The sequence below is a fragment of the Streptomyces sp. NPDC090106 genome (genome assembly GCF_044747265.1).
Taxonomy (GTDB): Bacteria; Actinomycetota; Actinomycetes; order Streptomycetales; family Streptomycetaceae; genus Streptomyces.
The window spans coordinates 136713-161356 of the sequence record NZ_JBIVDS010000016.1 but is presented as its reverse complement, the minus strand read 5'-3'; the positions used below and the strand labels follow the sequence as shown (position 1 = coordinate 161356).

The 24644-nt window shown below is 72.4% G+C and carries 20 protein-coding genes; 9 read left to right on the top strand and 11 right to left on the bottom strand.

The features are described 5' to 3' along the window. Positions 1-304 precede the first annotated feature (304 nt). The 3 genes from ACIPSE_RS39440 (at position 305) to ACIPSE_RS39430 (ending at position 3073) form a co-directional block, all read left to right on the top strand. A complete protein-coding gene (locus tag ACIPSE_RS39440; protein WP_401672903.1) occupies positions 305-1165 on the top strand; it encodes an alpha/beta fold hydrolase in 861 nt (286 codons plus the stop codon). Positions 1166-1272: 107 nt separating this feature from the next. Continuing rightward, entirely contained in the window at positions 1273-2157 is an 885-nt protein-coding gene (locus ACIPSE_RS39435; RefSeq protein ID WP_401672901.1) for a helix-turn-helix domain-containing protein, read from the top strand. Between the two features lie 49 nt (positions 2158-2206). Continuing rightward, entirely contained in the window at positions 2207-3073 is an 867-nt protein-coding gene (locus ACIPSE_RS39430) for an alpha/beta fold hydrolase (protein ID WP_401672898.1), read from the top strand. A gap of 146 nt (positions 3074-3219) precedes the next feature. On the opposite strand, the gene ACIPSE_RS39425 is transcribed toward ACIPSE_RS39430, so the two are convergent. Together ACIPSE_RS39425 and ACIPSE_RS39420 are read right to left on the bottom strand one after the other, a co-directional pair. Next, positions 3220-3708, bottom strand: a complete 489-nt coding sequence (locus ACIPSE_RS39425) for a hypothetical protein (RefSeq protein WP_401672896.1) — start codon at positions 3706-3708, stop codon at positions 3220-3222. Between the two features lie 138 nt (positions 3709-3846). Beyond that, on the bottom strand, positions 3847-4287 hold the full coding sequence (locus ACIPSE_RS39420) for a hypothetical protein (protein ID WP_401672893.1): 441 nt from the start codon (positions 4285-4287) through the stop codon (positions 3847-3849). 208 nt (positions 4288-4495) lie between these two features. Between ACIPSE_RS39420 and ACIPSE_RS39415 the strand changes: the two genes are divergently transcribed. Further along, on the top strand, positions 4496-5044 hold the full coding sequence (locus ACIPSE_RS39415; RefSeq protein WP_401672890.1) for a TetR/AcrR family transcriptional regulator: 549 nt from the start codon (positions 4496-4498) through the stop codon (positions 5042-5044). Between the two features lie 15 nt (positions 5045-5059). On the opposite strand, the gene ACIPSE_RS39410 is transcribed toward ACIPSE_RS39415, so the two are convergent. From ACIPSE_RS39410 to ACIPSE_RS39400, 3 genes are all read right to left on the bottom strand, one after another. Then, a complete protein-coding gene (locus tag ACIPSE_RS39410) occupies positions 5060-5947 on the bottom strand; it encodes a Bax inhibitor-1/YccA family protein (protein ID WP_401672888.1) in 888 nt (295 codons plus the stop codon). 160 nt (positions 5948-6107) lie between these two features. Further along, positions 6108-6752, bottom strand: a complete 645-nt coding sequence (locus ACIPSE_RS39405) for a peptide deformylase (RefSeq protein ID WP_401672884.1) — start codon at positions 6750-6752, stop codon at positions 6108-6110. A 391-nt stretch (positions 6753-7143) separates the two neighbouring features. Further along, positions 7144-8547: an FAD-binding protein gene (locus ACIPSE_RS39400; RefSeq protein WP_401672881.1), complete on the bottom strand. Its 1404-nt coding sequence runs from the start codon at positions 8545-8547 to the stop codon at positions 7144-7146. A gap of 417 nt (positions 8548-8964) precedes the next feature. Between ACIPSE_RS39400 and ACIPSE_RS39395 the strand changes: the two genes are divergently transcribed. Together ACIPSE_RS39395 and ACIPSE_RS39390 are read left to right on the top strand one after the other, a co-directional pair. Then, positions 8965-11760, top strand: a complete 2796-nt coding sequence (locus ACIPSE_RS39395) for an ATP-binding protein (protein ID WP_401672878.1) — start codon at positions 8965-8967, stop codon at positions 11758-11760. A 204-nt stretch (positions 11761-11964) separates the two neighbouring features. Next, entirely contained in the window at positions 11965-12453 is a 489-nt protein-coding gene (locus tag ACIPSE_RS39390; protein ID WP_401672875.1) for an SRPBCC family protein, read from the top strand. 135 nt (positions 12454-12588) lie between these two features. Here the strand turns inward: ACIPSE_RS39390 and ACIPSE_RS39385 are convergent, their stop codons facing one another. Next, positions 12589-14100, bottom strand: a complete 1512-nt coding sequence (locus ACIPSE_RS39385; RefSeq protein WP_401672873.1) for an MDR family MFS transporter — start codon at positions 14098-14100, stop codon at positions 12589-12591. A gap of 305 nt (positions 14101-14405) precedes the next feature. Here ACIPSE_RS39385 and ACIPSE_RS39380 point away from each other — a divergent pair, with 305 nt between their 5' ends. Next, on the top strand, positions 14406-14894 hold the full coding sequence (locus ACIPSE_RS39380) for a TetR/AcrR family transcriptional regulator (protein ID WP_401673030.1): 489 nt from the start codon (positions 14406-14408) through the stop codon (positions 14892-14894). Between the two features lie 442 nt (positions 14895-15336). Here the strand turns inward: ACIPSE_RS39380 and ACIPSE_RS39375 are convergent, their stop codons facing one another. The 3 genes from ACIPSE_RS39375 to ACIPSE_RS39365 form a co-directional block, all read right to left on the bottom strand. Continuing rightward, entirely contained in the window at positions 15337-15987 is a 651-nt protein-coding gene (locus tag ACIPSE_RS39375; protein ID WP_401672870.1) for an HAD-IA family hydrolase, read from the bottom strand. A 234-nt stretch (positions 15988-16221) separates the two neighbouring features. Further along, positions 16222-17061 (bottom strand): prephenate dehydratase, encoded by an 840-nt coding sequence (locus ACIPSE_RS39370; protein WP_401672868.1) that lies wholly within the window; start codon positions 17059-17061, stop codon positions 16222-16224. A 198-nt stretch (positions 17062-17259) separates the two neighbouring features. Then, the gene (locus ACIPSE_RS39365) at positions 17260-18246 is read right to left on the bottom strand and encodes an NAD(P)-dependent oxidoreductase (protein ID WP_401672865.1); all 987 of its coding nucleotides are present in this window, start codon (positions 18244-18246) and stop codon (positions 17260-17262) included. A 177-nt stretch (positions 18247-18423) separates the two neighbouring features. Between ACIPSE_RS39365 and ACIPSE_RS39360 the strand changes: the two genes are divergently transcribed. Next, positions 18424-19839: an FAD-binding oxidoreductase gene (locus tag ACIPSE_RS39360; protein WP_401672863.1), complete on the top strand. Its 1416-nt coding sequence runs from the start codon at positions 18424-18426 to the stop codon at positions 19837-19839. 67 nt (positions 19840-19906) lie between these two features. Here ACIPSE_RS39360 and ACIPSE_RS39355 read toward each other — a convergent pair whose 3' ends face one another. Next, the gene (locus ACIPSE_RS39355) at positions 19907-20275 is read right to left on the bottom strand and encodes a WhiB family transcriptional regulator (protein WP_401672860.1); all 369 of its coding nucleotides are present in this window, start codon (positions 20273-20275) and stop codon (positions 19907-19909) included. A gap of 179 nt (positions 20276-20454) precedes the next feature. Next, on the bottom strand, positions 20455-21429 hold the full coding sequence (locus ACIPSE_RS39350) for a zinc-binding alcohol dehydrogenase (RefSeq protein WP_401672858.1): 975 nt from the start codon (positions 21427-21429) through the stop codon (positions 20455-20457). 462 nt (positions 21430-21891) lie between these two features. Between ACIPSE_RS39350 and ACIPSE_RS39345 the strand changes: the two genes are divergently transcribed. After that, a complete protein-coding gene (locus ACIPSE_RS39345) occupies positions 21892-24636 on the top strand; it encodes an AAA family ATPase (RefSeq protein ID WP_401673028.1) in 2745 nt (914 codons plus the stop codon). Positions 24637-24644: the final 8 nt, after the last annotated feature.

The window sequence follows — 24644 nt, the reverse complement described above, 5'->3', positions numbered from 1 at the left end:
GCTAAGCCCCCCCCACCCCGGGCCCGCCAACCTCAGAACCCCAAACCTACAAACACCCACCGGCCTGGCAACAACGGGGGCGCGGGGCCGCCCCCCCCCCCCCCCCCCCGCCCGCGCCGGTGTTCACACATGTTTCGCCGGGGCACCGGTCGATACGTCCGGCCGAATTACCCCACCATCAATCGTCACCACCTTGACAGGTGACGATCCACGTGAAAGATTCATCACCAGTTAGGGCGGTGACGAACGCCGACGAGATCGGCCCCGCCCTCTGTACCGAGAACATTCCGAGAGGGGTTAAGTCGTGGTGAGCAACAAGGGTGGACGCAAGCGGCTGGTGACGGGCGCGGTCGCGACGGCCACAGCGGGACTCGCGCTCGGCGCCTTCGCCCTCAGCGGCACCGCCAGCGGTGCGACCGAGACCGCCAAGTCCGGCGACACGGGCCGTCACACCAAGCCGACCATCGTCCTGGAACACGGTGCCTTCGCCGACGGCTCCAGCTGGAACGGTGTCATCTCCCGCCTGCGCGCCGACGGCTACCCGGTCGTCGCCGCCGCCAACCCGCTGCGCGGCCCGGCCTCCGACGCCGCCGCCCTGCGCACGGTCCTCGACCACGTCAAGGGCCCGAAGATCGTCGTCGGCCACTCCTACGGCGGCAACGTCATCAGCGAGGCGGCCACCGGAGACGCCGACGTCAAGGCGCTCGTCTACGTCGCCGCCTTCCTGCCCGCCCCCGGCGAGAGCGCTCTGGAGCTCACCAACAAGTACCCGGGCTCCACGCTCCCCGACGCCCTCGACCCGGTCACGTACCAGCAGGCCGACGGCTCCACCGCCACCGACCTGTACATCCAGCAGGACAAGTTCCGCCACCAGTTCGCGGCCGACGTGCCCGCCAAGGAGGCCGCCCTGATGGCCGCCGCACAGCGGCCCATCGCCCAGGCCGCCCTGGAGGAGAAGGCCACCACCGCGGCCTGGAAGACCAAGCCCAGCTGGGACATCGTCACCACCGAGGACCTCAACATCCCGGTCGCCGTCCAGCGCTTCATGGCCAAGCGCGCCCACGCCCACACCACCGAGGTCGCCGCCTCGCACTCGGTCGCCGTCTCCCACCCCCGTCTGGTGGCCGACGTGATCGAGCGGGCCGCGCGGGCCACCGTCCGCTGACCCCTTCCGGAGGACGGCGGGACACCGGTCCCGCCGTCCTCGGGCAGTGCCACGGAGACCATCCGGCACACTCCGCGCGTGTGCGGTTCTGAGGGAGAATGAACGCCATGGCCTCACACCCCGACCCCCGTAAGCTCGGGGAGTTCCTCCGGGCCCGCCGGGCACAGCTGGACCCGGGCGAGTGCGGGCTGCCCGGGACGGACTCCGCACGCCGGGTCGCGGGGCTGCGCCGCGAGGAAGCCGCCCAGCTGGCCGCGATCAGCGTGGACTACTACACCCGCCTCGAACAGGGCCGCGTCCGCGCCTCCGCCTCCGTGCTCGCCACCCTGGCCCGCGCCCTGCGCCTCGACGACGACCAGGAGAGCTACCTCTACGAGGTCGCCGGGCGGACGGACGACCGGCCGCGCCGTACCCGGCCCCCCGTGCAGCAGGTACGTCCCGCCATGCGACGACTGCTGGCCCAGCTCACCGAGACACCCGCGCTCGTCCTCGGCAGGCGCCTGGACGTCCTGGCCTGGAACCCGGCCGCCGTCGCCCTCTACACCGACTTCGCCACGATCCCGGACGACCGGCGCAACTATCTGCGGCTGATGTTCACCGACCCCGTAGTCCGGGCGATGCACCTGGAGTGGGAGCACGACGCGCGGGACGCCGTCGCGGCTCTGCGCATGGAGGCCGGGGCCGACCCCGACGACCCGGAGCTGGTCCGCCTGGCCGGTGAACTGTCCGCGCAGGACGCGGACTTCCGTGTCTGGTGGGGCGAACACCGCGTCAACAGCGCCACCTACGGCACCAAGCACTACCGCCACCCGCTGGTCGGCGACCTCACCCTGGACTGCGACACCTGGTCCGGTTCCGACGACTCCGGCCAACGCCTGATGGTCCTGACCGCCGAGACCGGCAGCCCCTCCCACGACGCCCTGCGCATCCTCACCTCCTGGGGCACCGACCGGACGACGGACACCGCCGCGGAACGACCCCGCCACGGCTGAACCTCCGTGCCGTCTCCGCTCGTACCTCTCGTGTGAGGAGAGGTGGCACATGCTGGCGTACGACATCCGGGGCGGCGGGCCCGGTCTGGTGCTCCTGCCGGGCATCGGGGGCTGCTCGGCCGAGAGCTGGGGAACCCTGCCGGCCGAACTCGCGGCCGGGCACACCGTCCTGCTGCCCGAGCTGCCCGGATCGGCCCTCAGCGGGCTCCCCGCCGGTCCACTGCGGCTGAGCGCCGTGGCCGACCAGGTCGTGGAGACCGCGCGGGCAGCCGGATTAGGGCGGTTCGTGATCGCCGGGACCTCGCTCGGCGCGGCCGTCGCCGTCAGCGTCGCCGCCCGTCACCCCGACCGGATCCGCGGTCTGTTCCTCCTCTCCGGCTTCGCCCGGCCCGGTACCCCGCTGTGGCTCGGTCTGGAGATGTGGGCCTCGCTGCACGCGCGCGGGGGTAACCGGCTGAACTCCTTCCTGGCCTCGCTGTTCTTCTCCAAGGATCATCTGGCCACCCTCACCCCTGCAGCGTTCGCACGGCTCACCGGTCACCTGGCGACGTCCACGCCCGGCACCGCCCAACAGATCATGCTGGCCCTCGGCGTCGACGTCCGCGCCGACCTCGCCCGGATCACCGCACCCACCCTCGTCGTCGCGGCCATGGCCGACCGGTTCGTGACGCCGGAGCACTCGGTGGAACTCGCCGACGGCATACCCGGCGCCCGGCTGGCCGCGGTCAAGGGCGGACACGCGGCCCCCTACGAGCAGCCGGAACGGACGCTGGAGATCCTCACCGGGTTCCTCCACGACGTCCTTCGGTCCCCACCCAGGAACTCCTCCGCTGCCGCCGCGGTCGAACGGCGTGCCCGCCCCGAACCGGCACTCGCACCGGCCCTTGCGGGTCAGCGCCCTCCTCACCGGCGCTGACCCCCGGGGCGGACCCGGCACCCAGGCACGCCACCCGATGTCCGCACCGCGTCCCGTCACACGACCACGTGGGCGGACCGGCACCACGTGCGCGGACCGGCCCCTTCCCCATGGGCCGGTCCGCGCACTTCAACATGTCCGCCCGTTCAGTCGGCCAGCCGCTCCAGGGCCAGTGTCGCCAGACGGAGCGCGCCATGCAGCTCCGTCACCTCGGCGACGGTGGGGTGAACGACCCCGGACCAGTCGCCGCGCAGGCCCGGCCAGACCGCGAGCAGGACCTGGGCACCCGCGAGTCCCAGGTGTGCGGTGATATCCGTACGGTCCTCGCCCGCGGGCGTCCACGCGACCAGGACCCGGCCCTGAGGGATGCGGGACGGCCCGCTCAGCGGCATCCAGGTCGCCATGAGCCTGCCCTGCACCGGCGTCACGACCGCGCCCCGGACGTCGGCCGGCATGGCGGAACGTGTCAGCGTGGCCAACTCGACGGGCGCGCAGTCGGATGCGGAGCCCCGCACCAGGGTGAGCACCGGCCGGCCCGCGCCGCCGCCCGTGGGCCGGCGCCGGGACGACGGCACCGCCGGCGAACGCTCACGGCGTGTCCGGTCGTGCCTGCCGTACCTCTCATACCTCGTCATGCGCTCTCCCCTCTCCGTACCGCTCGCCGTACCGATGTGCGGGCTCCACGACGACGGAGTCTTCCGGCGGCCGGCCGCCCGGCACATCCGTCATCTGACTGCCAGGCACACATGTGAGCCAGGCAGACGCCGTCGAGGTCAGGACTCGGCGCCCCGCGCGGACCCGTCCTCAGCAACCCGCTCCAGCAGGAGCCAGGCGTCCGCCAGCGCGGAGTCGACGTCCGGCGCCGGGTCAACGTCCGATACGGGGTCAACGTCCGATACGGGGTCGGCGTCCGGTGCGGGGTCCGTGATCACTTCGAGGAGCCGGGCGAGGAGCCGGGCGAACCGGCCGTCACCCGCGTACAGCAGGGCGACGCTGCCCTCCGCCGCGGTCTCGCGCACCCGGACCGGGGTGAACTGCCCATCACCCGCACAGGCCAGGAGCAGCCGGGTCGCGAGGACGCGCTCCAGCGGCCCCGGAACCCAGCGGCCGTGGGCGAGGTCCTCGACGAGGGCGGAGTGCAGCGAGGTGAGCCGCTCGACGGCGGACGTACGCCGTTCCAGGACGAGGTGAGGAGCGGCCGTCTCATGGGACATGGGATTCCGTGCCTTCTGCTCAGGCTGACCGGTGTAGATTTCATCCAGGATACGTGTCTCGCCGGGCGCTCCCGTACCGGCCCGCCGACCCGGGATCCCCTTCCCCGGATGACGCCAATCCTCAGACACGTGTGAGGTAAACGAGTCCCTGCCCGACATGGCAGGGCGGCGCCCGGTGGGCATCACCACCGAAGAGACCGGAGCATCGATGAGATCGGACGCACGCTTCAACCGGATACGCATCCTCGAAGCGGCGGCAGAGGTGCTCGCCGTTCCCGGCGACACCTCGTTGAAGTCCATAGCCCGCAGAGCCGGCGTGGGCCAGGGCACCCTCTACCGCCACTTCCCGAGCCGCGAGTGCCTGGTGCTCCAGGTGTACGGGGAGGAGGTGGAGGAGCTGGTCCAGGCCGTACCCGCCCTGCTGCACAGCCACTGCCCGCCGCTCGCGCTGCGCGCCTGGCTGCGGCGGCTGCTGTTCATCGGCCGGTGCACACCGGAGTTCGCGGACGCGATGTGCGCGGCCACGGACGTACTGAGCGAGCCGTGCCGCAGCGCCTACCGGCCGCTGCTCGAAGCCCTGTCGGCGCTGGTGGTCGCCAACGAGAAGGGCGGAACCATCGTGCCGGGGACGACGGCGGACGACGTGCTGCTGTTGCTCGGTCCGCTGTGGCGGGTCGGCACCAGCGAGGCGGAACGCGCGCGCGGGGACCGGCTCTTCGACGTGCTCATGCGCGGGCTGTGTCCGTCGGACGGGTGAGGAGCACGCCGGCCGTCAGTAGAGCTCCTCGCCCGGGAAGAGGGTGAGGAGCCGGACCGTCTCCACGTAGAGCCACACCAGGGTCAGGGTGAGTCCGAACGCGGCCGTCCAGGACTGGTCGCGGGACGCGCCACACGTGATGCCGGCCTCGACCTTCCTGAGGTGCAGGGAGAGGAAGGGCGCCGCGAGGAGCACGCCCACGACGCCGGTGAAGACACCGAGGCCGACAGGGTGCAGGCCCAGGCCGTCCGCGCCCATGAGGGGGAACAGCATCCAGTCCGTGAGGACGAGGAGGCACAGTCCGACCAGTCCGGCGCCGACGAAGGGCCAGAAGCGGCGGTTCGCACGTATCCAGTGGAGTTTGTGGGCGAGGAGTACTCCGGCGGAGGTGGCCATCGTGCCCAGCACCGTCTGCACGAGGAAACCCGGCGAGAGATGGCTGGAGAGCGTGGTGGACAGCGTGCCGAGGAACACCCCCTGGAAGGCTGCGAACGTCAGGGTGAGCGACGGCGAGGGCAGGTTCCTGCGGCGTTGGAGCAGCACGAGTGCCGTGGCTACGAGTCCGGCGGCGACGGCGATGCCGTAGGCCCCGACCGTGCCGAGGCGTGAGTACGGCAGCAGGGTCCAGGCCAGTGCGGCCCCCAGCGCCGTCACCGCGAGTCCCGCCGCCGCGCGGGAGAGGACGTCGTCCATGGTCATCAGGTCGGCGACGACGAAGGGCAGCGGTGCGGGGCCCTCCTCGTGCGAGAGGTCCGGGCCGGGCGCGAGAACGCCGCGCGGCACGGCGATCTCCGCCCGTGGGTCCCTGACCGCCGTCTTCTGTCCGCCCCGCCGCTGGAACTGCGGCCGGGAGAGTACGGGATTGCTGCTCGTCAGCGAACGCTGCTGCTGGACCGGTGTCACGCCAGATCCTCTTCTCCGTGTCGGACGGACCGCTGCCCGAGGCCCTGTCGGCTGGTGTGCCGGAGGCGTCGGCTGTGTTCAGCCTGTCCCACCGGACAAACCGCACGCATCAGTCACTTGACGGTGGGATCCGAGGTGTGCGCCGGTCCGCGACCGCCAGTCACGACAGGTCGAATCCCAGCTCGCGGGCCGCCCGCTCAGGCACGGGCTCGGCCCATCGTTCCGCCACGGCCTCGTTCGTGGACAGCGACCGCAGATGGGCGACGTCCAAGTAGAGGGTGCCGTCGAGATGGTCGGTCTCGTGCTGCACGATGCGCGCCGGCCAGTCGCTGAGCACCTCGTCGACGGCCCGGCCGCGCTCGTCCTGGGCCCGCAGCCGCACCCGGGTGTGCCGGGACACCACAGCCTGCCAGCCCGGGACGCTCAGGCAGCCCTCGAAGAACGGGACCCTGGTGTCGCCGACGGGCTCGTAGGTGGGGTTGACCAGCACCCGGAAGGGCAGCGGGACACGGCCCCGGGCCTCCAGCGCCTCCTTCGTCCCGCGTGCCCGGTCCTCCACCACCGCGATGCGCAGCGGGATCCCGACCTGCGGCGCGGCCAGTCCGACGCCCGGGGCGGCGAGCATCGCCTCCCGCAGCGCGGCCACGAACCGGTCGAGCAGCGCGTCGTCCAGCTGTCCGTCGTACGGCTCGGTGTCACCTCGCAGTACGGGATCGCCCGCGGTGACGACGGGCAGGATCGTCCCGGTCTCCAAGAGCAGCTCGACGCGGTCGGCCAGGGCGAGGTGTGTTGCTGAAGCAGCCATGCGGATCAGTTTTCCATGTGTCTCACGACGTGTGTCGGCGTGGTCCCGCCGGTTCCCGCGAGCTGCTGTCCCCGGCCCGCTCCAGAGGCAGCTCCGGGCCCCCGCCTGGCCCATCCCCATGTGGAGCGACGCGGCGGCCCGGAGGCGACCGACCGGATACGCGCCATCCGGGACGGCCGTTGCGTCCCCGTCGCAGCCCGCGACGAGAACCTGCCACATCTCACACGTATGCCAGACGGTCATGGGTTCACGGAGGAGGAGAGATCCATGACTTTCGTCCACGAGGGCGGCGGCGGACCGGCTGGTGCGGTTGTTCCGGGGCAGCGGGACGGAGATCCGGCCGCCCCGGACCCAGGACCCGCAATCACCGGCCCTCGTGGCGGGTGCGGAATCAGGCGGGCGTGATGTTGTGGTTGAACCGGAAGACGTTGGCCGGGTCGTAACGCTTCTTCACGGCGGCCAGCCGGTCGTAGCGCTCCGCCCCGTACACCGCGCGCACGCCCTCGATGTCGGTCGCCTCGTCCGGCGAGAGGAAGTTCACCATGTTCCGTCCGGCCGCCCAGGGCGCCAGCCCGTCCATGACCCGGGTCAGATCGGCCCGGAGCTGCTCGGTGTGTTCCGGAGCGCCCACCGCGAACCCGAAGACGACGAACGGAAGCCCGCGGCTGGGCACCGAGTTGGGGAACCGCGGTTCCCGGTCGAAGGCGCCGCCGAGCGCCCGGATCTCCAGGTTCGCCAGGATGCAGCCCGACTCGGGGCCGGTGAGCTCCACGAGCGTCCGCGCCGTCTTCTCGGAGAACTCCTCCAGGCAGAGGCTGCGGTCGAAGTACGGCATCGGGTCCACGGGATCCCTGTGGATCTCACCGATCGAGGTGAAGGGCTTCTCCCCCACCAGGTCGATCAGCGCCGGTGCCGCGGCCCGCAGCGGGGCGATCAGCTCGGCGCCGTCGGCCGACGACCCGAGATACCCGATCCGCAGGTGCACGACGAAGGCGCCGCGCAGCGGCTCGGGCAGTACGGGGAGGTCGGGCAGCCGCTGGATGCCGATGGACGAGGTCATCTCCTCGCCCACCGTCGGCAGCCACGCCCGCCAGGCGTCCAGCACAGCGGCCAGGTGCTCGCCCGGGAAGTAGATGCCGCCGCCGTAGAAGCGCGAGACCGGGAACACCTCGAACTCGATCTCGGTCACCACGCCGAAGTTGCCCTTGCCGCCCAACAGGGCCCAGAACAGGTCCGGTTCGCGGTCCGGCGTCACCCGGCGCGGTTCGCCGTCGGCCGTGACCACGTTCAGCCACCGCACATGGTCGGCGGCGTAGCCGTGGGTGCGCCCGAGCAGCGGACTCTGCCCGCCGCCGAGGGTGTATCCGACGACACCGACGTTCGGTGCCGAGCCCACGACCGGGGCGAGGCCGAACTCCGCGGTACGGGGCAGCACCTCGGTCCAGCGCACACCCGCCTGGGCCCGCACCGTGCGCTGCTGGGCGTCGACGATGATGCCCTTCATCCGCTGCGTCGTGATCAGCAGCCCGCCCTCGGCCGCGGAGACGATCTGGTGGGCCGCGGACTTCACCGCGACCGGCATCCCGTGACGCGCGGCGAACCGCACCGCCTCCATGACGTCGGACTCGCCGGTCGCGCCGACCACGACCGCCGGCCGAAGACCGCAGACCAGGTTGTACGTGGCGCACTCCGCCTCGTACTCCGCCGACCCCGGCTCCAGGACCGGTCCGCGCACCACCCGCCGCAGGGCCGTCATGTCCTCCGGCCGCGGAGCCACACCTGTCATGCCGGACATGTCCGCACTCATTCTGATCACAACCTCACTCACACACGCGAAGCGCCCGCACCTCGTGCGCAGGGGCGCAGGACGGATGCGGAGGCGCTGGAACCTGACGTCATGGACACGAGCCGGACATGCTCCGTCGTTCACATCAACATGCACACGTGTGTCGTGCCGAGGGCCGCCGGTCGGATCGGCACGACTGATCGGCCGCCTGTCGTGGCGTCGAGCCCGTCTCCCCGACGAACCAGCCACGCACATGAGCCACGCACATGAGCCACGGGCAGGATCCGGACAGGTCCAAGGCGAAATCCGGACGTCCTTTAGACTGCACGCGATTGCGTGGGCCGCGCAGCGCCGAGTGCGGGCTCGGCCAGGTCGGCGCACAGCACAGCACCGGGCCTACGACCATCGGCCGTAGGAGGCAGCCCGATGAACGACCTGGACTCGACCGTCTGCCCGGCGTCGACCCGGCTGGTCGGCCGCGACCGGGACCTCGCCTTCATCCAGTCCTTCTTCGGCAACTCCGCCGTCCAGGGGGCGGCCCTGCTGCTCTCGGGCGAGGCCGGAGTCGGAAAGACCGCCGTGCTCGACGCGGTGGCGAACGGTGCCGCGCACAACGGCATCCGGGTCCTGCGCGCGGGCGGCGTGCAGTTCGAGGCCGACATCAGCTACGCGGGGCTCAACCAGCTGCTCGTGCCCCTCTTCGACGACTTCGACGTCCTGGACACCGTGCACCGCGACGCCCTGCGGGTCGCTGTCGGCATCGGCGGCGGACCGCCGCCCGACCGGCTGCTGACATCCACCGCCGCGCTCCTGCTGCTCCGGCTGATCTCCGTACAGACACCGCTGCTGATCGTCGTGGACGACCTGCCGTGGCTGGACCGGGCCACCAACGCCGTGCTCGGCTTCGTGGCCCGGCGGCTCGTCGGCAGCAGGATCGGCTTCCTCGCCGCGTCCCGGGACGGCTCCGAGAGCTTCTTCGAGTCCAGCGGCCTGAGCGAGCACCGGCTGGAGCCGCTGGACGACGCCTCGTCGGCCGAGCTGCTCGCCCTCGCCCACCCCGACGTGTCCCCCGCGGTGCGGCGCCGGATCGCGGCCGAGGCGCGCGGGAACCCGCTCGCGCTGGTGGAGCTCCCGGCGGCGCTCTCCGCGGAGCAGCGCTCGACCCTGGCTGCGGTGCCCGGCGTCCTGCCGCTCAGCGAACGGCTGCAGTCCCTGTTCGCCCAGCGGGTGGTCGCTCTGCCCGAGCGCAGCCGGCTGCTGCTGCTGATCGCCGCCCTGGACGGCACCGGTGACCTCGCCTCCGTCGAGGCCGCCGCGTCCGGCCGGGCCTCCGTCGACGATCTCGCGCCCGCGGAGCGGGAACGGCTGGTGACGGTCTCGGCGGACAACCGGCGGCTCGCCTTCCGGCATCCGCTGATCGGCTCGGCGGTGGTGGACCTGGCGACCGCGGCGGAGCGCAGAAGCGCCCACCGGGCCCTCGCCGACGTGCTCGGCGACCAGTCGGAGCGGCGCGCCTGGCATCTGGGAGAGGCGGCCGTCGGCCCGGACGAGTCGGTCGCGGCCCTGCTGGAGCGGGCCGCCCGCGGCCGGCTGCGGCGCGGGGACGCGCTCGGCGCGGTGGCGGCGCTGACCCGGGCCGCCGGGCTCAGCACCACGGCCCCCGAGGAGAGCCGCCGACTGGCCGTGGCGGCCTACGTCGGCGTGGACTCCGGCGGCGAGCTGGAGGACGCCTCACGACTGCTCGCCGGATCCCGGCTCGTCCATCCCGACGGGCAGGAGTCCCTGCACGCCGCGGCCGCCTCCGCGTTCCTGCTGCTCAACAGGGACGGCGACATCGACACGGCGTACCGGCTGCTGGTCGGTGCGATCGAGTCCGGACAGCACGGCTTCGCCGCCTCGGACGACGGGCTCATCGAGGCACTGCACCTGCTGGTGCTGCTGTGCTGGTACGGCGGTGACCCGAAGCTCTGGCAGCCGTTGCAGTCGTACGTCGACCGGCTCACCCCGGAACCGCCCGAGCTGCTGTGGGTGGTCACCCGGACCTTCGGCGACGCGGCCCGCACCGGACAGGCCGCACTGCCCCGGCTGACCGAACTGATCTCCACCGTGGGCGACGACCCCACCCGGGTGATCCGCGTCGGCACCGCGGCGGTCTTCCCCGACCGGCTCGGGGACTTCCGGTGGGCCACGCGCCGGCTGGTGGAGCAGGGCCGGACCGGCACCGCACCCGTCCGCCGTCATCTGGGCGCGCTGATGCACCTGGGCCTGGACTACTTCCACCTGGGCCGGTGGGACGACGCCGCGCAGCTCGCGGCCGAGGGGCTCACGCTGTGCGAGGAGCACGACTACCGGTTCTACGCCTGGTACTTCCAGTACATCCAGGCGGTGGTGTGCGGGGCGCAGGGCGACGGGGAGACCAGTGCCGCGCTGACCGAGGGGATCGTCCGCTGGGCCATGCCGCGCGGGGCCCACGGCGCACGGTTCTTCGCCTGCCACGCGAGGGCGCTGGCCGCGATCGGCGGCGGTGACTTCGAGACCGCCTACCAGCACGCGAGCACGCTCAGTCCGCCCGGGACCATCGCCCCGTACGTCCCGATCGCCATGTGGGGCGCGATGGACCTGGTCGAGGCGGCCGTCAGGACCGGCCGGGAGCAGGAGGCCGCCGCCCATGCCGCGGCGATGCGCGAGTGCGCGATGGCCGGACTGTCGCCGCGCCTGGAGCTGCTGGTGCTGGCCTGCGAGGCACTGACCACGCCCGGGGAGGCGGGTCTCGCCGTCTTCGAGCGGGCGCTGGCCCTGCCCGGCCCGGAGCGCTGGCCCTTCGACGTCGCACGGGTGCGGCTCTTCCACGGTGAGCGGCTGCGCCGGCTGCGGCTCACGACGGAGGCCCGCGAGCAGCTGGCGCAGGCACTGGAGGCCTTCCAGCGCCTGGGTGCCAAGCCCTGGGCGGCACGTGCCGCGGCGGAGCTGCGGGCCAGCGGCCAGTCGGCGCCGAACGCCGCCCGGCCGGGTCCGGTGGCGCTGACCGCGCAGGAGCTGCAGATCGCCACGCTCGCGGCGACCGGACTGACCAACAAGCAGATCGCCGAGCGGCTGTTCCTGTCGCACCGGACCATCGGCACGCACCTCTACCAGATCTATCCCAAGCTGGGCATCACCTCGCGGGCCGCGTTGCGGGACGCGCTGTCCGGGCTGGACACGGACGGGGCGGACGCGAGCTGACCACGGCGGGAACCGACCAGGGCCGGAGCCGGAGCCGGAGCCGCCCAAGCGTGTCCGGACCGACACCCTCCCCCCGCTCAGTCATCTGACGTATGCCGGTTCCCCGGCCGCCCCGCACAGTGGACGGGCGGGGACGTCCTGTCGGGCTGTCCTCACCCCGGTGGCCGCGCTCGGTGCCACCGTGCACCACGAAAGGGGACCCGGATGCCGGGCGTCTCGGACAGCCATCCGGAGATCCACTGGCCGTCGGGCTTCTCGCCGGACCAGGCACACGGCTTCTGCCAGGCGCAGGCCGTCGTGCACGCGCCGCCCCGTACGGCCTTCGCCCTGCTCACCGATGTCCCGCGCTGGCCGGAGTGGGTACCGGGCGTCACCGCGGTCCGGTCCGGGACGATCGCCCGGACCTTCGCGGTCCGGTTCCACGGGCACCGCTTCGAGATCTATCTGGGGGAACACGTCCCGCACAGTCGTCTCGGCTGGTCGGGCATCGGCGCCGGTGTGCAGCTGTACCAGGCCTGGCTGCTCACCCCGGTCGCGGGCGGCACACATGTGGTGACCGAGAACGTGGTCCGCGGACCCGCCGCCAAGTCCCTCGCGACCGTGCCCCCGCTGTGGACGCAGCGCCTGAACTCCCTGTGGCTGAGCCAGCTCAAGCGGCTCTCGGAGAACGCCCCGGGCGACGGCTCGGAATAGCCGGCCGACACCCGCCCGCACGGAGCACACCCCGGGACACACCGCCGGCCGGCGCCCGTCGTGGGCGTCGACCGGTCGAGGTCCGCGTACTCCCTTGGTTCACCGGATGTCTTGTCCCTTGCTCCACCCGGCCGTTCAGGCCGCCGGGACGGTTTCGTCGACGGGCGCGGAAGCCGGGCCGTCGGCCTGGTAGTGGGCCTGGTCGTCGGCCTGGTCGCCGGCGTCGGTCTTCTTCGCGGGCTTGAGGAAGAGGGCCAGGGCGATGCCGACGGCGAGGGTGGGGGCGATCCAGAGGTAGCCCATGGCGGTGGCGTGGGCGAAGGCGTCCAGGGCGGTGTCGCGCAGGGCGGCGGGCAGGTGCCCGATGGTGTCGGGGCGGGCGGCGTCGAAGCCGCCGGCGGTCGGCAGGGCGTGGGTGCGGTCGGCGAAGCCGGTGTTGAGCAGGGTGCCGAAGACGGCGACCCCGAAGGCCGCGCCGATGGAGCGGGCGAAGGTGACGACGGCGCTGGCGGCGCCGAGGTCGGCGGCCGGGACGCTGTTCTGGACGGTGGTCAGCACGACCATGGGCACCATGCCGATGCCGATACCGGTGATCAGGAAGTAGACGCTCAGCACCAGGGTGCCGGTGGTGGCGCCGATAGTGCCCAGCAGGAGCAGTCCGGCGAGGTTGGCGACCAGTCCGGCGAGCAGGATCATCCGCAGCCGCTCGACGTGTGCGGCCCAGCGTCCGGCGAGGGACTGGCTGATGACCAGCCCGGCGACCAGGGGCAGCATGAAGATGCCGGAGAGGGTGGCCGAGACTCCGTGGACGATCTGGAGGTAGGTCGGCAGGTAGACCAGCACGGCGAACATCGCGGCGTTGGCGAAGAAGCCGATCAGCGAGGAGAAGACCACGGTCCGCGATCCGAGCATGGCCGGCGGCAGGACGGGGGCGGCGGCCCGGCGCTCGACGGGGACCAGCACGGCGGCGAGCGCGACGGTGGCGACGATCAGGCCGACGATGGCGGGCGAGCCCCAGCCCCAGCGCTCACCGAAGGAGGTGATCAGGACCAGGCCGGTGGCGATGGCGGCCAGCACGGTGGCACCGGCGTAGTCGATACGGGCCTTGGCGCCCCGGGTGGCCGCGGGCAGCGCTCGGGCGGCGATGACCAGGGCGACGATGCCGACGGGCAGGTTGATCAGGAAGGCCCAGCGCCAGGACAGCTGGTCGGTGAAGACGCCGCCCAGCAGGGGGCCGACGATGCTGGCGACGCCGTAGACCGAGCCGAACATGGCCTGGTAGCGGCCGCGCTCGGCCGGGGCGACGATGTCGCCGACGAGGGCGAAGGTCAGCACGATCATGCCGCCGCCGCCCACGCCCTGGAGCACTCGGGCGCCGATCAGTTCGGGCAGGTTCTGGGCCAGGCCGCAGGCCACGGAGGCGATCAGGAAGACCGAGGTCGAGGCGAGGTAGAGCGGCTTGCGGCCGAACATGTCGCCGAGCTTGCCCCACAGCGGGGTCACCGCGGTGGAGGCGAGGAGATAGGCGGCGCTGACCCACGCGATGTCGTCGAACCCGTTCAGGTCCTCCGCTATCCGGGGCAGCGCGGTCGAGACGATCGTCTGGTCCAGGGCGGCCAGGAGGACCGCGAGGATCAGCGCGCTCATGGCGGCGGCCACACCACCTGCCCTGGGTGCTGCGGACTGCTGTGCCTTCGACATCGGAACGTGCCTTTCTGGAGCTGGTGCGCGGGGGTGCAGTGTCGGCCTCGGATCACCTTCGGACAGAAGATGAGGCTCAATGGTCTGGCACTAACTTCCCGATCTGTCACTTCACTGTAGCACTTAAAGTCATGGGGTCTACTTCGAAGAGGCGTTAGATGTTTCAGGCTGCACATTCGGCCACTAGAATCGGTGCCGTGAGAGCCGACGCAGCGCGCAATCTGGAAGCCGTCCTGACCACCGGGGCGCGCATGCTCGCCGCCGACCCCGGCGCGAGCATCGCGAGCATCGCCGCCGAGGCGGGCGTGGACCGGCGAACCGTCTACCGGCGCTTCGACTCCCGCGAGGAACTGCTCGCCGCGATCTACGAGTCCCGCCTGAGCGCCATCGAGCACGCCATCGAGGACGCCCGGCTGCGCGAGGCACCCGTCGCCGTCGCTCTGCACCGCTACGTCGAGAACGTCATCGCGGTGAACCGCACCTGGCCCGTCGACCTCGCCCGCATGCTCGCCGAGGACAGCGTCCACGCACGCCGTGACGCCTCCATCCGCGAGGTCGACGCCTTCCTGGCCCGCGCCACCGACGAGGGCCTGCTGCGCCCGGGCCTGCCGGAGGGCTGGGCGAGCGCGCTGCTGCCCCAGCTGATGCACCTCGTGTCCCGGCAACGACCCGAACTGAGCCCCGCACAGGCCGCGGACCTCGTCGTCGACACCCTGCTGCACGGCCTCGGAGCCTCCTGACACGCCGACGCCCCCCGGGAACACACATGCAGAGGTGTTCGCGAGGGGCGTCGGTACGTGCGGCGTGCGGAGCCGCCGCTCAGCTCATTCCAGGACCTGCCGGACGGTGTCCGCGCCGTCGGCCTTCTGTTCCTCATCGGCCTCCCCCGGGCGCCGGACGATCGCCGGCGGGGGCAGCGGGACGGTTCCGGGCAGGCGGACATGACGGAGTCGGGACGGCCGGCTGCCGGCATTGGAGTGCTTCAAGACGTCTCCCATCGATGCGTTCGATGTGCCACGACCCCCGGCGTACGCGCCGCGCGGCGCCGCGTGGCGGACAGGGGTGGGTGATCTCCCCAACCAGCGGCGGGAGTCCCGCATTCCGCTCAAGGCCGATCCCGTCACGAAGGCGGCCGGACGACGCTGTGCGCCGTGCTCGCGGTGACCCGGTACGACCGTCCCCTCAGGAGGCGACCGGGTCCGGGTCCCCGTCCGTCAGCGGGAGGCCCAGCAGGGTCTCGAGCGCGGCCACCGTCCGGGCGGGCTCCACGGCGTGGACGGTGGCGAAACCGAGCTCCGCCGCGGGCGCCAGGTGCTGTTCGGTGTCGTCCACGAACACGCACTCCTCGGCGGTGAGGCCGAGTCGGGCCAGGACGATGCGGAACATCTCGGGTTCGGGCTTGCGGGTTCCGTGGTCCTCGGACAGCACGACGGTGTCGTAGCGCTCCTCCAGCTCGTAGCCGTCGTACAGGTTCCACGGGGCCGGGCCGACGGAGTTGGAGAGGATGCCGACCCTGACACCGGCGCGGCGGGCGGCCGCGGCCGCGGCGATCACCGAGGGCTGAGGGCGCAGATCGGCGAAGATGCGGCCCATCACGTTGTCCGGCGAGATGCCGAGCGCCTTCCCGGCCGCCTCGTTCCACTCGGACTGGGTGAGGGTGCCGCGCTCCAGTTCCTCGGTGCGGCGGATGCTCTCGGGATCGAGGTAGAGGGCGGTGAGCAACGTCCCCTCGGCCAGTCCCTCGCGTCGTTCGAAGGAGAGCGCGGCGGGCAGCAGGGGTGTCGTCAGCACACCACCGAAGTCGAGCACGAGGCCCTTGCGGCGGGGAGTCATACCCACACCTTAGAAGGCCGCCGGAACCGGCCTTCCATCAGGTCGCCGTGTTTCTCGACGACCTGACGTGTGTGCCGCCCGCACACCTCGGCCGCATCCCGTGAACCCGCGGGGCGGTAGCCCACGTTGTACCGGTGAAGGGTTCTTCGCCGCCATGGCGACGGCGGCGGAGAACCCGGCCAACGGCCCGTTCGCACGGGGAGGGGACGCGACGCGTCCGGTGCCGGTGCGGGGTCAGCTGTCCCGTCGGCGGTGCGCACTGGCCGGGTACACGCCCAGGATGCGTACCTCGGTGGAGAAGAAGCGCAGTTCGTGCAGGGCGAGGGCGACGGCCTGGTCGTCCGGGTGGCCCTCGATCTCGACGTAGAAGCGGCTGGGGCTGAGCCCCGCGCCCATCTGGTAGCTCTCGATCTTGGTCAGGTTGACACCGCTGCTGGCGAACCCGCCGAGCGCCTTGTAGAGCGCGCTCGGGATGTTGCGCACGCAGAAGAACAGGCTCGTCATCGTCGGCTCGCCGGTGGGCGGGGCCAGACCGGCGTCCCGGGAGAGGACGACGAACCGCGTCGTGTTGTCCGGGTCGTCCTCGACCTCGGCACGCAGCACGTCGAGGCCGTAGAGCCCGGCCGCGGCGGGCGGGGCGAGGGCCGCGTGCCGCGGGTCGCCGAGTTCGGCCACCTCACGCGCCGATCCGGCGGTGTCGTCGCTGACGAGGGTGCGCCAGCCGCCCTCCCGCAGCAGCTTGCGGCACTGTCCCAGCGCGTGCACATGGCTGCGGACGCACTCCACCTGATCCAGGGTCGCGCCCGGCACGCCCATCAGGTCGAAGCGGATGGCGAGGAAGTACTCGGCGACGATGAACAGCCCCGACTCGGGCAGCAGATGGTGCACGTCGGCGACGCGTCCGGCCGCGGAGTTGTCCACCGGGATCACGGCGACGTCGGCGTTGCCGAGGGTCACGGCGTCCAGGGCCTGCTCGAAGCCCGTGCAGGGGAGTTCCCCGGCACCGGGGTAGAGGGCCTGCGCGGCGGTCGCCGAATTGGATCCGGGTTCACCTTGATATGCGACGGTCGTCACCGTGGTCAGCCTTCCTGGGGGAGATCCTGTCAGCGCGCGGCAGAAGCTCCCTGACGTACCGCACCTGCTGAAGTATCGGTCAAACCACCCCGCCCCTCCGAACCAGGGGTGCCAGGGACCGGTCGCGAGCGTCGCCGGTGTCCGCGCGCGATGCCGGGCCCGACCGCGTTCGGCCCGCCGACGTGGACCGTCACGAATCTAGGCGGCCCGCTTTCCGCCTGCGGCCTGAGCCGTCGTGAGGACCACGTTGTGCAGTTCCCGACCGTCCTGATAGCGGCGCAGCTGCCGCCTCAGGAAGTCCGCGTGCAGGGCGGGGAACACCTCGGTGAACGGCGCCGCCTGCGGGACGACCAGCGCGCCGGGCAGGCCCTCCAGCGGATGACCGGACGCCGGCCGTTCCGCGTCGGTGACGTCCAGCCCGACCCGCAGCCTCCCCGCCCGCACCTGAGGGACGAGCGCGCGGGTGTCGACGAGCTCGCTCCCGGCGACGTTCACCAGCAGCGCGCCGTCCTTCAGCGACGCCAGGGCGTCCGCGCCGAAGACGCCACGCACTCCTTCGGTGAGGGGCTCGCACAGCACCACGGCGTCCGCGGTGGGCAGCAGCGCGGACAGCTCGCCCGCACCGTGCACCCGCCCGGCCGGTGTGGTGCGCGCGGTCCGGGCCACCAGAACCGGCTCACAGCGGAAGGCACCGAGCCGGGCGACGACGGACGCCCCGACCGCGCCGTATCCGACGACCAGGACCCGCTTGCCGACCAGCGAGACCCGGAACGCGGGCCGCCGCCCGTCCCGGGCCGAGTCGGCGGGGAAGTCGTCGCCGGGGAACCGGTCCAGCCCCCGGCACAGGGCCAGCAGCAGGGTGATCGCCCGCTCGGCGGCGTTCTCGCGACGCGCTCCGTACCCGTTCGCCAGCCGGGTCCCGGCGGGCAGGTCGGCGAGCAGCGGCATCGCGCGCGCGGGGCCGGGGCCGAGCAGCTGGAGAACCTCCAGGTTCCGCATCCGTGGGAGTACGGGGCGCAGGACCCGCTCGGCTTCGGCCACCGGCGGGCCGACCAGGAAACGGACGTCGGCGGGGTCACCGGGCAACGGTCCGGCGCCGTCCCAGTGGGCGTAGGTGAGTCCGTCGGGCAGTCCGGGGATCCGGCTTCGGTGGCAGGGGAGCCACACGGTCTTGCCGTCCTTCATCGTGTATCAGCTTCTTCCGCTCCGGTGCCGTGGGCACCGGCGACGACACGCCGATCCCATCGAGAAACATATGATCGTTGGCCCACCTGTGAGGACGTGTGTGTCTCGGCCCGGGTTCACGTGAGACTCGCCACTCAAGGTGTGAACTCGCGACCACGGCCGTCGCGTGTACGGACCATGAGCACATCGCAGAGCACGACCGGCCGCGCGGCACGGTCCCTCCCGCTCTCCGCACTGCGCGAGGCCGTCACCGGCCCGGTCCTCACCGCCGACGACGCCGGCTACCAGGCCGAGTGCAGCGGCCACAACGTCCTGCGCGCGGTACGCCCGACCGTCGTCGTCGGAGCCGCCCGCACCGAGGACGTACGGGCCGCCGTACGGTTCGCACGGGCGCGGGGCATGCCGGTGGCCGTGCGCAACGCGGGCCACCAGGTCGTCCTGCCGGAGGACGGTGACTGGCTGCTCGTCACCACCGGCCGGATGGACGAGGTACGGCTCGACACCGGCAAAGGGACGGTGACCGTCGGCGCGGGCACCCGGTGGCACCAGGTGGTCGCGGAGACCGCCAAGCACGGCCTCGCGCCGCTGTCGGGATCAGCGCCGAACGTCGGGGTGATCGGGTACACCCTGGGCGGCGGCATCGGGCCGCTGCTGAGCCGCAGATACGGCTACGCCGCCGACCAGGTGCGCCGCATGGACGTCGTCACGGCGGACGGCACGCTGCTGCGGGTGACGCCGGACAGCGACCCGGAGCTGTTCTGGGCACTGCTGGGCTGCAAGGGCAACTTCGGGATCGTGGTCGCCATGGAGTTCACCGTGTTCCCGGTGACCCGGTTCTACGGCGGTGGCCTGTACTTCCGCGGCGAGGACACCGCGCGGGTGCTCGCCGTGTGGCGGACCTGGCTGCGGACCCTCGACGAGGACACCACCACGTCGGTGGCCGTGCAGCGGCTGCCCGACGTGGCCGCCCTGCCCGACGTGCTGCGGGGCGCGTTCGTCCTGCACGTCCGCGTCGGCCACCTCGGTCCGGCCGACGAGGGCGAGCGTCTGGTCGCACCCCTGCGCGGGGCGGCCGTACCGCTGCTGGACACCCTCGGGGAGCGGCCCGTCGAGGAGGCGGGCGAGATCCACCGGGACCCGGTGGGGCCCGCGCCCGTGTGGGAACGCAGCATCGGACTGCGGGAGTTCTCCGCCGCCACCGCCGAGGCGTTCACCGCGTTCACCGCCGCCGACTCGGACTGCCCGCTGCGCCTGGTGGAGATACGTGCCCTGGGCGGGGCCCTGGACCGGGAGCCCTCCACGCCCAACTCGGTGCCCTCCCGCGGGCTGCCCTTCGTGACCCTCGCCGTCGGTGTGGCGGAAGCCTCCGACGCCACCGCCGTGACGAGCTGTCTGGACCGCTACGCCGTGAGTATGGCTCCGTGGGCCGACCGCCGGAACATCATGAACTTCCTCTCGCCGCAAGCGGCTTCGTCCCCGGTGCAGATGCGTGCCCTGTTCGGTGCCGAGCGTTACGCGGGTCTGGTGGCCGTGAAGCGGCGCCTGGACCCGGACAACATGTTCCGGGTCAACCACAACGTCCGTCCCGGCTGAGCCCGTTCGGCGCGGGCGCCGCGCGCCGGGCGGCCGGTCCGCGCCGGCCGCGTCCTCCGTGACCGGGTCACACGGACGCCCGGCCGGGCCGCCGCCTCCGCCGCCGTGCCGCCTGGGTGGCCTGTGCCGGCTGCGTGATCGGCTGCCCGACCGACATCGGTGCATGGATCAGTTCCATGTCTCCGCGGGAGCGCGCCACCCGGAAGACCTCGGCCCAGGACGTCACGGCAGGACGCAGCCGCAGCAGCGCACGCCGCTCCCGCTCGGTCATCGCGCCCCAGACCCCGTACTCCTCGCGGTGGTCCAGGGCATGGGCCAGGCAGTCGAGCCGTACCGGACAGTCGACGCACACCTTCCTGGCCTCCAGCTGGGCGGCGCCCTCGGCGAACATCCGGTCAGGCTGCGCCCGGCACACCCCTTGGTCGGCCCAGTCCATGCCAGCCTCGCTCCCCGGCGGTGCGCCAGCCGGGCCCCGCCTTTGCGTCCGTACACACGTATGGATAGACATGTGTGAGCCTAGCTCATATGTGGCGGACCGTCTCGGGAGCCGGGTCCCCCCGCAGGAAGGGCCCGGCGGGACATCCGGCGCCCTCCGGCCGGGAGCCCGCTGCGGTGTCAGTCCTCGTACCGGATGCGATGGCACAGGGCGGGAATGTCGCCCGAGGCCAGCCTTGGCATCAGCGCGGGCAGTTCCTCGAACCGGCTCTCCCCGGTGACCAGGGCGTCCAGCGCCGGGTCGGCGAGGAGTTCCAGGGCCAGCGCGAGCCGGCCGGCGTAGCCGCGGTGCGCGCGGGCCGGTGAGACGGTCCCGACCTGGCTGCTGCGGAGGGTGAGCCGGCGGGAGTGGAAGTCCTCGCCGAGCGGCAGGGTGACGCGCCGGTCGCCGTACCAGCTCAGGTCGATCACCGTGCCCTCGGTCCTGAGCAGTTCCAGGGACCGGGTGAGGCCCTGCCCGGTGGCGCTGGCGTGGACGACCAGGTCGCACTCCTCGCGCGCGTCCTGCGGGGCGGCGAACTCCACGCCGAGCGCGGCGGCGACCCCGGCCCGCGCGGGGTCGGCGTCCACCAACTGCACGCGTACACCGGGGAAGCGGGTCAGCAGGGCCGCCACCGAGCAGCCGATCATGCCGCCGCCGACCACCGCGATCCGGTCGCCGACCAGGGGCGCCGCGTCCCACAGGGCGTTCACCGCCGTCTCGACGGTGCCGGCGAGGACGGCCCGCCCGGCGGGGACACCGTCCGGCACCGGGGTCACCGCGCTCGCGGGGACGACATAACGGGTCTGGTGCGGGTACAGGCAGAACACCGTCCGGCCGCTGAGCCCGGCGGGGCCCTCCTCGACGACGCCGACGTTGAGGTAGCCGTACTTCACCGGGCCGGGGAAGTCGCCGTCCTGGAAGGGCGCCCGCATCACGTCCCACTGGCTGCGGGGCACCTGACCTCGGTGCACCAGCGTCTCGGTGCCGCGGCTGACGCCCGACCAGAGCGTGCGGACCAGGACCTCGTCCTCCCCCGGTGCCGGGAGCACCACGTCACGTATCTCGCCGTGGCCCGGTGAACGCAGCCAGTACGCGCGGGCGGATCGGCTCATCGTGGTGTTCCTCCAGAAGGATCGGGGGCGGGGCGACGACACATGTCCCGCCCCGGGCAGACGGTACACACCCGACACCGGCCGGTGGGGCACCCGTCCGGCCGCTCCTAGTGAAGGGCAGGACCGGACAACAAGAAACATTTCGGCCATACCAGGTGACGAAACCTCCCAGGGCATCTAGTGTGCTGCGTGAGGTGTGAGGGCGGCACGGTGTCAGGTGACCCGTGCCGAGGGGACCTCACCGAGCGCACGGCAGGTCGGCCCACCGCCGCACCCGGCTGTGCGCACTCGCCCGACGTGCGGCTTCCGGCAGCACGCACGCGTGGGCTCGCCGCGACAACACACAGGCACGGCGACGTACGCTCGCGTGTGACCTGGTGCGATCTGTGCGCACCGCCGCGAGCGGGCCGGGCTGGTTCAGCGTGAAGGGAGTGGGGGACGGTGGAGTCGATCGTGGACACGATGGTCGGCCGGGAGAGCGAGCGGGAGGTTCTGTCGGCGTTCGTCACGGGCACCGGGGGCCGGTCCCTCGTGCTGCGCGGAGACACGGGTGTGGGCAAGAGCGCCCTGCTGGAGCACGCGGCCGACCTCGCGGCGGCCGAGAAGCACCGCGTGATCCGGGCGGCCGGGGTCGAGGCCGAGTCGGAACTGCCCTTCGCCGGTCTGCACCAGTTCCTGTATCCACTGCTGTCCCACATCGACCGGCTGGACGACGTGCACCGCAAGGTGTTCGACGTCGTCTTCGGCCGGAGCGAGGGATCACCGCCCTCCGTCATGACCCTCGGCATCGCCGTCCTCGACCTGCTCTCCCTCGCGGCGTCGCAGAAGCCGCTGCTGCTGGTGCTCGACGACGGCCAGTGGCTGGACGCCGCCAGCACCGAGGTGTGCGGTTTCGTCGGACGCCGGCTCACCGGCAGCTCGGTCAAGCTGGTCGTCGTACTGCGCTCCGACCTCCCCTCGGGTTTCGACACCGCCGCCCTGCCGGAACTGCCGGTGACCACACTCTCGGAGAAGGCTTCCGAGCAGCTGCTGGACATGCACCACCCCGGCCTCGACCCCCGCATCCGCAGGCTGGTCCTGGACGAGGCGCAGGGCAATCCGCTCGCGCTGCTGGAACTGCCCCCGTACGTGCGAGGCAACCGGGCCGGACGCACACCCGAGGAACTGCTCGGGTACACCGGCATCCCGCTCCCCCAGCGGCTGCAGCAGGTGTACGGCTCCCGGATCGAGGCCCTCGGCGACGCCGTCCGCGCGGAGCTGCTGCGCGGCGCCCTGGACGGTGTCGGGGCGGGCGCGGTCGCCGGCCGCCCGGGAGGCACGCGCTACCGCATGGCCGACGCCGACGAGGCGGCGGGCTGCGGCCTGCTGGACATCGACCCCCTCACCGGCCACTTCGTCTTCCGGCACCCCCTGGTCCGCTCGACCGTGGTGCAGACGGCGACGCCCAACGAGCGGCGCGCGGCCCACGCCGTGCTCGCCCAGGTGCACCGTGACGACCTGGAGCGACGGGCCACCCATCTGGCGGCGTCGACGGTCGACCCCAGCGAGGACGTCGCGGCCCTGCTGGAGGCCGCCGCGGACTCCGCGACCCGGCGCGGCAGCGCCATGGCCGCCGTGGCCTGGCTGACCCGCGCCGCGGAACTGAGCGAGAGCCACGAAGAACGCTCCAGGCGGCTGGGCAGCGCGGCCTTCATCGCCGGGCAGGCCGGCCAGCTGGACCGGGCCCAGCAACTGGTCCGCTCGGACTCCGCCTCCGGCAGCGGCGGCTCCCCCGACTCGGTGGTCACCTCGGCCTACGTCGGCCTGTACGAGGACGGAGACGTGCGCTCCTCCCGTCACCAGGTCGTCACGGCGATCGAAGGCATGCGGGAGACCGTGAGCGAGCCGAACGAGGTGCTCACCCGGCTGATCAACCTGCTGCTGGCCATCAACCAGTACGCGAGTGACGCGGTCGCATGGCAGCGAGCCCATGAACTCCTCGACTCCCTGGGCGACTTGGTGCCGCCCGTGTCCCGGGTCTACCAGGACACCTGGGGTGACGTGGTGCGACGTGGCGCGGGGATGCACGAGCGCGTGGAACGCGGCGTCACCGATGTGCGCGGGGACCTGGATCCGTGGGACATCACACGCCAGGGGACCACGGCCTATCACGTGGACGCCCTGAGCCTGTACCGCCGGCACCTGCAACGCACCGTGGACCGCGAGGTCGAGACCGGAGCGACAGGGGTCGGCATCACCATGCTGCACCTGATCATGCTCGACCAGATCGCGGTGGGTGAGTGGGACGAGGCCGAGCGCACCGGACAGCGCAGCCTGGACCTGGCGATCTCGAACCACAACGTGCTGTTCGCTCATCACACGCGTGCGTACGTCGCGTTGCTGGCCGCGATGCGGGGCGACGTCGAACGCGCCCGCGAACTACAGGCCGTGGTCGAGGCCTGGGCCCGCCCGCGGGGCGTCGGATTCCTCACCCAGATCGCCGACGCCGTCGGCACCACCGCCGCCCTCGCCGAAGGCGACTACGAAGCCGCCTACCTCCACGCCATCGGCATCACACCCCCCGGCACCTTCGAACCCTACGCCCACCAAGCCCCCCGCACCCTCCTCGACCTCGTCGAAGCAGCACTCCACACCGGCCGCGCCGAACAAGCCCGCACCCACGCCCTCGCCGCCCACCACGCCCACCTCCCCGACATCTCCCCCCGCCTCGCCCTCACCACCTACGGCGCCCTCGCCATGACCACCACCGACCCCACCGAAGCCCAAACCCTCTACCACCAAGCCGAAACCCACCCCGCCGCCCCCCACTTCCCCTTCGAACTCGCCCGCATCCACCTCGCCCACGGCACCCACCTCCGCCACACCCAGGGAAGGAAGGCGGCACGACTGCCGCTGACCCTGGCCGCGGAGACGTTCGAACGGCTGGGCGCGCCCACCTGGGCCGAACGGGCCCGGGCCGAACTACGGGCCACCGGTGCCTCCACCCTCGCGTCCTCGGCCCACCTCGCGGCGCTGACCTGGCAGGAGCGGCGGATCGCGGACCTCGCCGCGAGCGGGCTGACCAACAAGGAGATCGGCGAGCGGATGCACCTGTCGCCGCGCACCGTCAGCTCACACCTGTACCGGGTGTTCCCCAAGCTCGGCATCACCTCACGCGCCGCACTGCGCGACGCGCTGGGCAGGATCGCCGACGAGCAGGCCGTGTGAGCGCCGCG

Excerpts from the sequence above, each read along its gene's own strand:
- ACIPSE_RS39435 (WP_401672901.1), top strand. The coding sequence starts at position 1,273 with ATGGCCTCACACCCCGACCCCCGTAAGCTCGGGGAGTTCCTCCGGGCC.
- ACIPSE_RS39430 (WP_401672898.1), top strand. The coding sequence starts at position 2,207 with ATGCTGGCGTACGACATCCGGGGCGGCGGGCCCGGTCTGGTGCTCCTG.
- ACIPSE_RS39425 (WP_401672896.1), bottom strand. The coding sequence starts at position 3,708 with ATGACGAGGTATGAGAGGTACGGCAGGCACGACCGGACACGCCGTGAG.
- ACIPSE_RS39420 (WP_401672893.1), bottom strand. The coding sequence starts at position 4,287 with ATGTCCCATGAGACGGCCGCTCCTCACCTCGTCCTGGAACGGCGTACG.
- ACIPSE_RS39415 (WP_401672890.1), top strand. The coding sequence starts at position 4,496 with ATGAGATCGGACGCACGCTTCAACCGGATACGCATCCTCGAAGCGGCG.
- ACIPSE_RS39405 (WP_401672884.1), bottom strand. The coding sequence starts at position 6,752 with ATGGCTGCTTCAGCAACACACCTCGCCCTGGCCGACCGCGTCGAGCTG.
- ACIPSE_RS39400 (WP_401672881.1), bottom strand. The coding sequence starts at position 8,547 with ATGTCCGGCATGACAGGTGTGGCTCCGCGGCCGGAGGACATGACGGCC.
- ACIPSE_RS39395 (WP_401672878.1), top strand. The coding sequence starts at position 8,965 with ATGAACGACCTGGACTCGACCGTCTGCCCGGCGTCGACCCGGCTGGTC.
- ACIPSE_RS39390 (WP_401672875.1), top strand. The coding sequence starts at position 11,965 with ATGCCGGGCGTCTCGGACAGCCATCCGGAGATCCACTGGCCGTCGGGC.
- ACIPSE_RS39385 (WP_401672873.1), bottom strand. The coding sequence starts at position 14,100 with ATGAGCGCGCTGATCCTCGCGGTCCTCCTGGCCGCCCTGGACCAGACG.
- ACIPSE_RS39380 (WP_401673030.1), top strand. The coding sequence starts at position 14,406 with ATGCTCGCCGCCGACCCCGGCGCGAGCATCGCGAGCATCGCCGCCGAG.
- ACIPSE_RS39375 (WP_401672870.1), bottom strand. The coding sequence starts at position 15,987 with ATGACTCCCCGCCGCAAGGGCCTCGTGCTCGACTTCGGTGGTGTGCTG.
- ACIPSE_RS39365 (WP_401672865.1), bottom strand. The coding sequence starts at position 18,246 with ATGAAGGACGGCAAGACCGTGTGGCTCCCCTGCCACCGAAGCCGGATC.
- ACIPSE_RS39360 (WP_401672863.1), top strand. The coding sequence starts at position 18,424 with ATGAGCACATCGCAGAGCACGACCGGCCGCGCGGCACGGTCCCTCCCG.
- ACIPSE_RS39355 (WP_401672860.1), bottom strand. The coding sequence starts at position 20,275 with ATGGACTGGGCCGACCAAGGGGTGTGCCGGGCGCAGCCTGACCGGATG.
- ACIPSE_RS39350 (WP_401672858.1), bottom strand. The coding sequence starts at position 21,429 with ATGAGCCGATCCGCCCGCGCGTACTGGCTGCGTTCACCGGGCCACGGC.
- ACIPSE_RS39345 (WP_401673028.1), top strand. The coding sequence starts at position 21,892 with ATGGTCGGCCGGGAGAGCGAGCGGGAGGTTCTGTCGGCGTTCGTCACG.